This is a genomic window from Calothrix sp. FACHB-168, assembly GCF_963889195.1.
Classification (GTDB): Bacteria; Cyanobacteriota; Cyanobacteriia; order Cyanobacteriales; family Nostocaceae; genus Aulosira; species Aulosira anomala_A.
The window spans coordinates 36,333-48,773 of record NZ_CAWPNJ010000060.1 but is presented as its reverse complement, the minus strand read 5'-3'; the positions used below and the strand labels follow the sequence as shown (position 1 = coordinate 48,773).

At 42.2% G+C, this 12,441-nt stretch carries 9 protein-coding genes; 4 read left to right on the top strand and 5 right to left on the bottom strand.

The genetic code is table 11. From position 1 onward, the window contains the following. Positions 1-1,118, top strand: a 1,118-nt coding sequence (locus tag AACW45_RS30205) for an ATP-dependent DNA helicase (RefSeq protein WP_190636804.1), incomplete at its 5' end; no start/stop codon positions are given. A gap of 177 nt (positions 1,119-1,295) precedes the next feature. On the opposite strand, the gene AACW45_RS30200 is transcribed toward AACW45_RS30205, so the two are convergent. From AACW45_RS30200 to AACW45_RS30190, 3 genes are all read right to left on the bottom strand, one after another. Continuing rightward, positions 1,296-2,711: an HlyD family secretion protein gene (locus tag AACW45_RS30200; protein WP_190636802.1), complete on the bottom strand. Its 1,416-nt coding sequence runs from the start codon at positions 2,709-2,711 to the stop codon at positions 1,296-1,298. A gap of 47 nt (positions 2,712-2,758) precedes the next feature. Continuing rightward, positions 2,759-4,600: an ATP-grasp domain-containing protein gene (locus AACW45_RS30195; protein WP_190636800.1), complete on the bottom strand. Its 1,842-nt coding sequence runs from the start codon at positions 4,598-4,600 to the stop codon at positions 2,759-2,761. 220 nt (positions 4,601-4,820) lie between these two features. Beyond that, complete coding sequence (locus AACW45_RS30190) at positions 4,821-4,943, bottom strand: hypothetical protein (RefSeq protein ID WP_339385104.1); 123 nt, start codon at positions 4,941-4,943, stop codon at positions 4,821-4,823. A gap of 445 nt (positions 4,944-5,388) precedes the next feature. Between AACW45_RS30190 and AACW45_RS30185 the strand changes: the two genes are divergently transcribed. Further along, on the top strand, positions 5,389-7,533 hold the full coding sequence (locus AACW45_RS30185; RefSeq protein WP_190636799.1) for a peptidase domain-containing ABC transporter: 2,145 nt from the start codon (positions 5,389-5,391) through the stop codon (positions 7,531-7,533). Between the two features lie 506 nt (positions 7,534-8,039). Here AACW45_RS30185 and AACW45_RS30180 read toward each other — a convergent pair. Together AACW45_RS30180 and AACW45_RS30175 are read right to left on the bottom strand one after the other, a co-directional pair. Further along, positions 8,040-9,830 carry a relaxase/mobilization nuclease domain-containing protein gene (locus tag AACW45_RS30180; RefSeq protein ID WP_190636797.1) on the bottom strand — a complete coding sequence of 597 codons (1,791 nt, stop codon included), beginning with the start codon at positions 9,828-9,830 and terminating at the stop codon, positions 8,040-8,042. Next, positions 9,805-10,218 carry a plasmid mobilization protein gene (locus AACW45_RS30175; protein WP_190636795.1) on the bottom strand — a complete coding sequence of 138 codons (414 nt, stop codon included), beginning with the start codon at positions 10,216-10,218 and terminating at the stop codon, positions 9,805-9,807. The genes AACW45_RS30180 and AACW45_RS30175 overlap by 26 nt, the downstream gene beginning before the upstream one ends. A gap of 548 nt (positions 10,219-10,766) precedes the next feature. Between AACW45_RS30175 and AACW45_RS30170 the strand changes: the two genes are divergently transcribed. Both AACW45_RS30170 and AACW45_RS30165 read left to right on the top strand, forming a co-directional pair. Further along, entirely contained in the window at positions 10,767-11,270 is a 504-nt protein-coding gene (locus AACW45_RS30170) for a hypothetical protein (RefSeq protein WP_190636793.1), read from the top strand. Positions 11,271-11,683: 413 nt separating this feature from the next. Beyond that, a complete protein-coding gene (locus AACW45_RS30165; protein WP_190636791.1) occupies positions 11,684-12,391 on the top strand; it encodes a hypothetical protein in 708 nt (235 codons plus the stop codon). The last annotated feature ends 50 nt before the right edge of the window (positions 12,392-12,441 follow it).

Sequence of the window (12,441 nt, the reverse complement as noted above, 5' to 3'; positions counted from 1 at the left end):
GTGTCGGGGCAGGAATGGTGCTGCGAGACTTGCTGAATTCTGAAATAGTACCGACAACGAGATTGCAAACAATTTTTCGACAGCGAGACAAAAGCCCAATTATTTATGCAGCTAGTGACGTAAATTTTGGCACAATCCCCCCACTAGATAAATTTAATCAGGCTAAGTCGTGGATGGATGTGGGGGAGTGCGCCATGTTAGAAGCTAGTTCACCAGAAATGACTGCTAAAAGCATTGTTGAGTTAGTCAAATCTATGAAGAAAGAGAATGTAGATTTGAACCAACAAGTGATGGTGTTAGCACCCCAAAAGGAAGGGGCAGCGGGAGTTCACAATCTCAATAAGCTGCTACAGCCTATCTTTAATCCCAAAAATTCCAAGCAGCAAGAAATCGTTTCTGGGTCGGTAGTTTATCGAATCGGGGATAGGGTGATACAACTGAAAAATCGTTATGATACAGTCCCGCCAGTGATGAACGGCGAGACTGGGCGGGTGATTGCTGTAGATGAGCAAAAACAAATGGTGAAGATTTCCTGGGAAGGAGGCGCGATTGTTGACTACTATCCTGGGTACTTTGAGCAAATCATGCACTCGTTTTGTATAACATGCCATAAGAGCCAAGGTAGTGAATTTCAGTATGTAATTTTCCCCTTATTAATGTCCAACTACATAATGTTAACCCGTCAACTGCTTTACACTACGATGACTCGCGCTCAAGGGACGTTCATCGCGGTTGGGCAACCTGAAGCATTAAAGATTGCTGTGACGACAGATAAACCAGCCAAACGGTTTACTGGGTTAATGGCTCTACTTATCTCACCCATTGATGAACTAACTAAAACATTCTCGAACTTAGGTAAAGTTAGGGGAGTTGCAAGTACGAAACCATCTAAGGTCACTGTCGCGTCTAGGCTACACGAACGCGGACTTACTGCCACTCCTGGACAGATGACGACTATCGGTACTATCGCGTTGCAACTGTATGAGGATAAATATGGACATCGCCCGTCAAAGCAACTGGAACAGGTTGGCAAGTTTCGGTTTAAGACTTATCACTATGAGACTGCGGCGGTTGAGTTAATTGACTCTGCGATTGATTTGGTGATGAGAGATGAATGATAGTGGAAACCAAGCGGATTATACAGCAAAAGTCTCATGATACTCATTTCGCTCATTCCTGCAATCATCTAGTAAGCAAGAAGTAAGCAATAAAACTTTTTACTCACGCAAAAGCTTGAATTATAAGGCACCGAAAGGGGTGCGACCTCGCACCTTTCTTGCGCTGTAATGGCTGATTTAGAGGTTGGTCAGTAATCTTGCCTTTCTTAGAATGAATGTCAATATTGTTTCCTCTTTGGCAATGATCTCTGCTGAAATATCCATTCCCGCTTGGATGGGGTATTGCTGATCATTTCGCTCTAAATACAATTTTTCAGGTTCGATTGTGACTTCATAGTAAGGAACAGCACTGGTGGCTCCATTAGTTCCTGGAGTAGTAGCATCTGGTGCAATAGCGCGAACAGCTCCAGTCAATGTGCCATAGTCTGTGTAGGGATAAGCGGAGACACGCAAAAACACTTTGCCCTCTCGACAGCTTTGGATATTGCTAGCTTTGCAAACTTTGATATTAGCAACATCTTGAGTGTTAACCCGCGCTTTTATTAGTAATGACATCTGTCCTGGAGCAATTTGGGCGATTGCATCACCCGAACGGACAAATTGACCGGGGTTTCTTAGTTCCAACTTTAAAATAGTTCCAGTTGCCGATGCCCGCATGATCGCCTTCTGCTGATCAATCTCCAGCTGTTTCAGGTCTTTTTGGTCTTTATAAATTTGGCTTTTAACAGTTAAACGTTCCTGGATCAAGGCTTCCCGTTCTTTGCGTAAGGTTGCCAGAGTTGACTGACCTTGTGCCTGTGCTAGGGCAATCTGTTCTTGGGCGATCGCAACTGTGGCTTGGCTGGGATTGAGTTTAGATGTAGCTCGCTCTAACCGAGCTTGCGCTGTCTGTTGAGCCGATTCCTTTTCTTTTATTTGCAACTGGGTGATAGCACCACTTTCACTTAAGCTACGATAGCGTTTTAACTCATCCTGGGCTAGAGATAAAGCCGCTTTTGCTTCCTTAACTTCGGTTTCTGTGCTGACATGAAGATCCTGATAGTCGCGCTGATTGCGGCTCAATTGAGCTTGTGCAGAGGTAATTGATCGCTGCATTGCCGTTGTTTCAGCAGTAATCTTGCCATCTAATGCCGCCAACCCGGCGGCAATCTGAGCTAGTTGTAACTGATTTTGTTGAATACTGCCACGCAATTGACTGACTTTGGTTTGCAGTTGAGAATCTTCGAGTACAGCGATCGCATCGCCTTCGCGCACCACCTGATTCTCCTGTACAACAATCTGCTTGACTGTTCCTTCCATTGCTGCCTGTACTAAACGCAGTTCTCCCGCCGGACGCACAATGGCAGGTGCTTTAACAACAGCGTTGTACTTGGCAATTGATGCAAATGCCACTGCACCTGCAAACCCAGCTAGTAAAACCAGTCCGCTCAGTGTTGTCCAGAGTCCTAATGGGGGTAAAAATTCTTCCGTTTTAGCGGTCAGAAGAGCTTGTTCCCTAATATCTAAATCTGTATTTTTAAAGCTTTGGGGAACGGCTAAAGAATGTTCTACCGAAACTGTGGGAAAAACTTCTGGGCTAGGGTCGCTTAACATAGGTATCTCAAAAAGATTGAAACTGGAGATTTCGGGGTTACTTTTAGTTATGGTGAAGCAACTTGAAGCCCTTTGTCAGGCAACCGTTCTACTGCCAGATCAATTACTTTTGCAGCCACGTTAACTCCTGTTGCTTGCTCAAAGGCATACCATACAGGTTCACGATTCACATCAAGTATAAAGAGATCACCCGAAAAATCAACCGCAATATCAACTCCCAATAATCCTTTAGGGCTAACAAAAGGAATAACCTTTTCTGCGATCTCCAATGCTTCATTAGCACAAAACTGATAATCAGTAAAAGTTTTTGCATTGTCCCGATCAGCAGTAAGTATTTTTTCAGCTATACCGATCGCTTTACCGTCCAGTAACATAATTCGATATTCTTTTTCTATCTGAATTAATGTTTGCAAGTAAAAAGGATAATCTTTCTCCTCCTCGCTTTGATAAAAAGCTTCAATGACCTGCATTCCGGTACGAAGATCAGTAATAATGTCAACATTCTGTCCTTGGCTGCCAAAAATATCTTTGCGAATTAGTGGAAGTTGCTCTTGTTTAGCCAACTCCTGAAGAAGAGTAATAGCATTTGTGCGGTTAAATACAACATAATTGCTAGGTACTAAACCAGTTTTGAAATAACGCAATGTGATTCCTAATTTAGAAGCAGATCCTCCTGAGTGATGCGTAACCGGATCAATAATGTTACATCCAGATGCATTGAGCGCATGAACTAGAAGCATCTTGGCAATTGGGCTATTTTGACTCTCACGAATAATGCAGGTATCAAGAAGAGACAGATCTATTGACCCCATTAAAATGCTGGGTTTTTCAGAGCCACGCACAAATTTATAAATTATAGAATGAAGACTTTCAATTGAAATAATCTCTTGATAATAGTTAGGTGCTTCTTTATACAAATTCTCAAGCTCATAAGGCAGATTCTGGTGAGATATCGGCATCAGAATACCTAATGCCAACTTTGTTGAGCTTTGTTCTAGCGTGTTCTCTAAAATAGCTTGAGCAACATTGATTCCTGTTGCTTCTCTGAATGCTTTCCATTGGGGAATGCGATTTACCTCAATAATCCGAATATTATCTTGTTGATCCACTGCTACATCTACGCCAAATAGTCCTTTGCTAGTTACATTCTCAAGGGTAACAGCAGTAACATTTGGGACATCAGCAGCAACAAAAGTTCCGCCTTGTGCAGCATTCGCTGTGTGCTTCCCAGGAGCAGCTATTTTTTGGGCTGCTCCTATAGCTTTACCATCTAAAACAACAACTCGATACTCTTTTTCAATTTTCAAAAATTCCTGTAAGTAGAAAGGTTCATCCCTTTCTTCTTCATTCTGGTAAAAAGCATCCAGGAGTTCTAGACCCGTTTCTAGGTCTTCAATTACATGAATTCCTCGACCCTGGCTACCATGAACTGGCTTGAGGATAAGCGGAAATTTCCCATTATTTGCCAAATCTTGCAGTAAGTCTGCGCCATTGTTTCGGTTAAATGCGATGTATGTATTAATTCCGCAGCCCTGATTTAGATATTTGAGAATTCCACCTAACTTAGAGCCTCGTTCGGGGGTGTACCATGCCATAGAATCTAGAACGTCACAACCACACTGATTTAATGTCTGTGCCAAAAAAACAGCTGGTAATTTACGCTGTCCTCCTTGACGAAAAAGCAAGGTATCAAGGTTTGAGATGTCTTGGCCATCCAAAATTATTTTAGGTTTGCTATTGCCTTCAATAAATTGATAGCTAATAGAGCGAGGATCATTAATAGGGATAATGCGCTCATAGTGCTTTTCTGCTTCTATGAAAAGCTGGTAAGTTTCATAACCAATCTGCTGAAGGTTTTGCTGGACAAAGCAGATACCAATGGAACGCATTATTCCTTCTCCTTTTTATTTATATTTTCAGTATGAAAAGTGGTGACAAATATCTTTTTATAGATAACATGAGCAAAAGCCAGCAGTACTCTTGGAAGAAGTAAGCTACTGGCTTTGTACTATTAAAATAACGAATAGAGTGAAGATTTCAATTGATAGGCAATCTATTCACCTATACTGAATTCGTAATCTATTTGAAGAGTACGTCTTCCTCTACTTATCAAGTGCCTTCTTCTGGAGGAGGAGGAGGTGGCCCGCCTGAACCTTCACCTTCTTCTCCGCCGTTGAGCATTTCCATTTGAGCTTCGGTCAATTCCATGTGACCTTCAGCCATTTCGGCCACAATTTCAAATTTAGATCCCAAAAATGCTTTGATAGTTTGCATTTATTGTTACTCTGTTGTTTAGTGTATTTACAAGCAAGCTTGGTTGCTTATAAATTTACTTTCGCTTCTCACAGTCTGTTTTATCATCAGTGTAATCACGGTAATTTATGTGAAGTTTCGGATAAAAGTATCAAAAACAACATAACTATTGTCACATATGCAGATGCACGCTCAACACTAACTAACTTCTAGTTCCAGCGGGAATAATCATTGCATAGAAAGTATCTCAAATTGTTTACGCGATACCCTTACAGGGTATTGAGTCAAGAACAAAGCCTGCGTAGGCAGACTAAGTAAGTGGGAAGCGCAGGGTAGTCTAAGACTTGTATTCCCATTTGGTATTTCTGTGAGCGATTATTTATGTTTGGGAATCTTTAGATTTGAACTTATATTGTTACTCTCGATGAAATATCCCCATGTACGCCAACATAACCAAGAAGACTGTGGTGCTGCCTGCCTTGCGATGATCTCCCGTTTTTACGGACGTATCTTTACAATCAACCGCATCCGGGAAACGGTTGGAACTATACAAACAGGTACAACTTTATTAGGACTAAAGCGTGGTTCAGAAGCCTTAGGATTTTATGCTAGAGGCATGAAAGTGGGCAAAGATTTTTTGCAGCAGATGCAACAATTTCCTCTGCCCGCTATCATTCATTGGAAGGGTTATCACTGGATAGTGCTGTATGGCAAGCGGGGTAAGAAATACATTGTCGGCGATCCTGCAATTGGGTTACGCTATCTGACTCAGGAAGAATTGCTTCAGGGTTGGCGTAATGGTGTAATTCTGCTACTGCAACCCGATGAATATCGGTTTTTTGCTCAGGAATCTGACAAAATTGAAGGATTTGGACGATTTGTTAGACGAGCATTTCCCTATCGCTGGATTTTGTTACAGGCGATCACCATTAACATCATCATTGGTGTGCTGTCTTTAACATCACCCTTTTTGACCCAAATATTAACTGATGATGTCTTAGTCAGAGGTGATACTAACTTATTAACTATTGTTGCTCTAGGGGTAATTAGCCTCAATCTATTCAGTAATGTCATTGGCGTTGTCCAGTCTTTTTTGTTGGGATACTTCGGACAAAGAATGCAACTCGGACTGCTGATGGAATACGGCTACAAGTTATTACACTTGCCCCTGAGCTATTTTGAATCTCATCGCAGTGGAGAAGTAACAGGTCGCTTGGCTGATGTCAGAACCGTAAATACTTTGGTACAGAGAGTTCTGTTGCAACTACCCAGTCAGTTTTTTACCTCCCTGATTTCACTGGGCTTTATGCTTTCCTACAGCTGGCAGCTAACTGCTGTGTCTTTCCTGGGCTTTTTGCTTATGACCATTGTTAATCTTTTGTTTATGCCCACGCAACGGCGCAGAAATCGTGAGGCGATCGCACTCAGAAGTGAAAGTCAGGGTTTTTTAGTGGAGACGTTTCGGGGTATTCAGGTATTGAAAACTACCCAAGCAACTCCTCAAGCACAGGAGGAATATCAGCAGAATTTTGGGCGGTTAGCGCATCTGAACTGGAGTACAATGAAACTTTCAGTTTTCAGCAAGACCTTAACCAATATTCTATCCAAGTTAACAAGCGTAACCTTGTTATGGATGGGCAGTTATTTAGTAATTAATCGCACCCTGACTATTGGACAGTTATTGGCATTCACTGCCATGAGTAGCAATTTTATTAGCTTTCTTAATTTTACGGTTGGGTTAGGAGATGATTTGATCACTGCTCAATTGGTTATTGAACGTTTAACAGAAGTTCTGGATGCAACACCAGAACGCTCGAATGAAGAGAAAAAGGCTTGGACTGAAATTTCCGGTAGTGATGATATTGTTTGTACTCAACTTAACTTTCACCATCCAGGACGCAGAGACTTGTTAAAAGATTTTTCCGTCACCCTTCCTGGAGGAAATGTCATCGCACTCATCGGCAAGTCCGGTTGCGGTAAGAGTACCCTAGTAAAATTATTGGCTGGACTGTATAGCTTGGAATCTGGCAATATTCGGATTGGGATGTATAACCATTCTGACCTTTCATTAGATTGTCTTCGACAACAGGTGGTGTTAGTTCCTCAAGATGCCCATTTTTGGAAGCGTTCAATTGTTGATAATTTCCACTTTAGTTATCCTCAAGTAACCTTTCAGCAAATTGTCAAAGCCTGCTGCATTGCTGGAGCCGATGAATTTATCAGTGAGATGCCTGACAAATATCAAACGGTATTAGGTGAATTTGGTGCAAATTTGTCTGGTGGACAACGACAACGGTTAGCCCTTGCCAGAGGAATTGTCACTGAACCACCGATTTTGATTTTGGATGAATCTACGGCAGCTCTTGACCCCCAAACTGAAGCAGAGGTGTTAGATGAATTACTATCTAAGCGCCAAGGCAAAATGACGATTATTATCAGCCACCGTCCTAGAGTAATTGAACGGGCAGATTGGGTTATTCTACTAGAGAAAGGTGAACTCAAACTTCAAGGAACAGTGAATGAGCTACGTGCACAAGATGGAGAACACCAATGCTTCCTCATGCCATAATTTGTTAGGGAGGAGAGTTAGGTTTTGTAATAGATAAAGCTGATTCTACCGTTTTTTTGTGTATCAAATAATTGACTATTACTCTATATAATAAATTCCACAAGCACGATAATATTATACTTTTACTTAAAAATTGGTAAATCCCGGTAAAAACGCACTCAAAGCCACTTCTTCGCAAAAGTGTTGCGAGGTTGTGGCTGCTAAAAGCCAAGTAAATAAGGCTTTTTAGCTAAGTAATCAGATTTTTTCTTAATTGCTTTCTTACTTAAGCCGCAGTCCATAACTAAACCCCTGATTATTATTCTTTAGGCATTATTTTGAATCTATGCTTGAGATGGAGAGTGTCTTCTTTCCAAGATTTAAGAACTCGTTGCGATGAGGCGGCGACAGCGGAGTGGCTCTTGCGGGCTTGTGGATCTAGTTAGCCCAACCAGTAATTTCTCTGCCCGTAAGAGCCACCGCCTCATCGAGCGAAGCGGCAACGAGTTCGTCGGCGCAACATGAGATCACCGACTAAAACCACGCTGCTGTTGTCTGCGTTTCTGTTGCTCTATGTGCAGTATTTCTAGCAAATCCTCATTCCAACTGTGATTATTGGGTGGAAGTTGCTTACTTTGGGGCAATAATTTTAATACAGTTTTGGCAGTTTCTTTACCTTGGTCATCTTTGATAAATGCCAGCCCAATTCTACTGATATTTTTGAGGAATTCTAGTGGCAAGTTATCCGGGTCATCAACTACTAAGTACATTGTTTTGACTGGTGGTAACCCCTTGTGTGCGTCCATATCCATATGTGCTAACGTCAGTGCATCAATGGGTGAGTCGCACAAAAATACTCTCTCGATTTTATCGTCTGTTTCTCTACCCAAATTAATGTGAAACCAACTCTGTCTTGATTGGGTGTTTTCGCTTTTCTGGGAACAGCGATCGTCTTGACGTGGGGTGTCCCAAACCAGTGCGCCTGATTTAGAACCGTTGAGATCACGCTTGATAAACACAACATTTCGTTGCTGGTCTATGTAACCCAACCCTTTAAGGTGTAATGTTTCGACTAAATTTGATGAGATGCCGCGTTGCTGAGTCAGGTAATTTTTTAATGCAGGCCATAGCTTCTCATCTTCTGCTGGTGGCGTGAACTGGGGTAAACTCTGTTTTTGCTCTTTATTAGATGCCAGTTGTTTGTTAGCGATTAAAACTAATGCTTTAGCTTCCTCAGTAGTCCATCGGGCGGGACTAGCTAATATAATTTCTTCAACTTCTTCGACTGGTCGATTATCTAATAACGCTCTATTAGCAATTTCTTTGTCTCGGTCAGTTACTAATAAGTTTTGCAATTCGGTACTGTAATACTTATATAACTCGGCTGAGGAATTCTCTTTTAGCTTTGGTTTATCTGTGGTTAAAGGTTGAGCTTTATTTTGAGCGATCGCATTTATGGGTTGTTGACTTAGAACTGTTCGCCCGACAGGATTGTTTAATAGCTGCTCAATCTGGGCATCATCACGTTTTGGTTGGTAGTCAACACCGCGATGTTTTTGCAAACCGGGGAAGGTGTAAGCTGCACCCAATTGTGTACCACTAAAAGCAATTCCATCTTTCTCGTAGGAAATGCCTTTTGACTTGCCATTTCTGGTAAATCCTGTTCTGACACTGATACCAGATTGCTGCAAGCGCATAATCAATTCGGGCATTTGGGGATTGTCAACAGATGCATTGTCAATTGTCTGCTGAACTAGCTGTTTAATACTGGGTTGTGGTGGGGTATCGCGTTTACCTTCTGCGTATTCTTCTTGTTCTCGTTTAATGCGCCGAAATTGTCCTGTACTTTGTGTGCGATTTAGTCTTTCTCTGCTGCCTTGGACTTGGGCTAATTCATAGTCAATTTCAATCTGGCGTAAGACTTTTTCAGAGCGTACATAATCCCAGGAATCATCAACTAATAAACTCGTGTCCATTCTGATGCGGCTGGCGGCAATGTGGACATGATCGTCGTCGGTGTTTTGGTGGCGGAAGATGACAAACTGATTGGCATCAAAGCCCATTTCTTTCATGTAGCGATTGCCAATTTCGCACCATTTATCTTCAGAGATTATGTCATCTTTGGCTGCTGATAATGAGACATGATAGACAACACGCTCGGCATCTGGATTTAGTTGTCGAGACAGTCGAAATTCTTTGGCTAGTTCTCTGGAATTTCTACCGCTCATGTTACCGCCAATTAGTTTGGCATTTTCGCTCGATTCCAAATAATCCAGTAACTTGCGAAAACCTCTACCCTTCGTCTGCTTCCCAATCATCGTCTTCCTCCTCTTCTTCTGACCAGTCGGTTTCTTCGGTGTCAGCTTGGGCAATATCTCGTCTGCACTGGTGTAAGATTTCTAAGAGTTCTTGTAACAGTTGTGGGTTGGCTGGTGGAGTGCGCCCCATTTTTATGGCTGTGTTCGTGGCTTTAACAAGCTGATTTAAGTTGTTGCCAATTTGTCCTAGTTCCCAATATGTTTGTAAGCTAATTTTGCTCAGTCGTTTGGGTAGTGGTCGCAACAATCCGTTACGCCTCATTAATTCACTGGCTGACATTCCTGCATCAATTGATTTTATTCGCAACAAATCCAATTCGATATCGCTCAATCTCAGTGAGAAGAGATGATTCCTAACGAGTCTTTTTGACTGTTTGCGATGAGGCATAACTTAATATTTGGGGGGCAATGTTGCTGGGGGGTTTTTTAAGGGGGTGTGCCCCCTTGAACAAGCCGTCGTCCGAGCGGAGCGAGGTTTAGCGTTAGCTAAAAGACATGGCTTGCTTCTAGCCCATTTTCGGGGTAAGGGAGGTGTCGGGTGATACCTATGTACGGAGGTGCAGCGAGAGGCTGGGAGGAGGGATGCGGAGAAGGCGTGATGTGACAATACTACAACTAACAGTGCGTGATGGCAACGGCGTAGCCGTAATAACGGAAAATCAAGCAGGAGGTAAATTCTTTCTTAGACTCCCGCCACAATAGGGGATATAAAATCAGCTAGGGGTAAATGGTAAAAACGGCATAGCCGCAGTAACGAATTTATAACTTTGTTATAAGGAGTATGGCTAAATAAACATCACAGTGTAGCGGCTACACTAAAAGGTAGTTTGGCTTAGGCGCAATAGTCAATTTTTTTGGCATTTTGAAAAGAAGCTGAGGCAGATTTTTTTAAATAGTCGATAATTAGTAGTTAATTAATAACTGCATGAAATAACAATGGCTGAACATCAGGATTCAGAGGTCATTACTAAGAGCAAGGTTGAGAAAGCCATCTCACTGCTAAAGGAGCAGAAGCCGAAAGAGCGAGAGGATGTATCAGACAGGGATGCTGTTCGGAAGATGAGGAGATACATTGAAAAGCTGACTTCATCTAAGTACGGCTACACTTACGATGAAGTTTCAGAGATGCTGAAGGGGCTGGGCATTCATTTGAGTGGGAGCAGAATCAAATATTTAATAGGTGAATTGAGGAAAAGCAGCCGTAGTCGTCAAAAGGCAGAGCCAAGCGACGACAGTAGTACGTCAGAGAATCCGGCTACTGAAACTCAGCCGACAGTTAAAGCCAACAGTGAAGCTGAGAAATCACTTGTAAATAGTGCAAAAGGCAAGAGCAAAAAACAACAGCCAGCAGTGCAGGAAAAAGAGGATAAATCAGTGCCGCAGAGCCAAATAAACAGAAATGCTTTTGTGCCAAAAATTTACAGGGATGAAGATTTATAAGCTGGTTTAATTATGACAATCTAGTGACCCAATTCAACGAGCAGTATTAGTGGAGTCTGCCATTGATGCTATGTCAATAGATTAATTGACTTTAGTTTTAGCCTTTGATGAGTTCAGGCAGGACTAAATATCACTCGCCAACTACTACTCTAAAATCATCAGTTGTAGATATGGGCAGTTTCTCCTTGGATTTTACTAACTTGGGAGTGTCAGGTTTGTTTAATGTAGACTTTGGTGGACGACAGCGCTCACAATACTTTGGTTGGGATGGGTAGCAAATGCGTTCTACCACTTCATTGCACTGCTTGCACACAAAGCGATAGGTTCTCTGTTTGATCACCCGGACATGAGCCTGAACAAAAACTTCCTTACTTTCCACCAGTCTGTTACCTCAATGACAATTAATAATTCCTATGGCTGAATATTCATCGATTCTAAGGTTATTAGAAGCAGAGCGTGAACGCTACATCCTGGAGGCAGCTGAGTTGTCACGCCGCCTCAAACTTGTTCACGAGCAGATGAACGCTCTAGACGCTCTAATAAGAGGATACGCAACAGAAGAACAGATGTATTCTACCCCTAGAGGTTTATCTAATTTCCACTCTCCACAAGCATTTCTTCAGCAGAATTTAGCTGAACTTGATGAAGATGATCTTGCATCGGAGTATATTGAACAGTCAACTATTGTTGAAGAAAACACTGCGATAACTCATTCAGCAATTAGTGATCAAGCTTCACCAACCTCCAATAGCGAACCAACCATCACAGAGGATAAATCTGGGGATGCTTCTACTTTGGAAGTAGATATTTCTGACATCCCCAAACTTGGTACTAAAAGAAAGCCTACCTCTTTGCCACTACTGCCCGAATTTGAAGACTATTCTGTACAAAATGCCATTTTGATTCTGATGCGCCGCCGTCCTGATTTGCATATGCACATTGATGCGATTGTCCGTGACATCTATGGCAATTTACCACCAGAACAGTTAAAGATAGCAAAGATGAATGTTACTAAGGCACTTTCTTCTGGCTCTCAGTTGGGAATGTGGTATCGAGTGCTACGTACTACTGGTGTCTACACTTTGCACTATGAGAAAGGTGTCACTGCTAGGGGTAAATAGGGGCGCATTGACAAGGGGATGTAATGGGTGTATTGATTGCTGTACAAGCT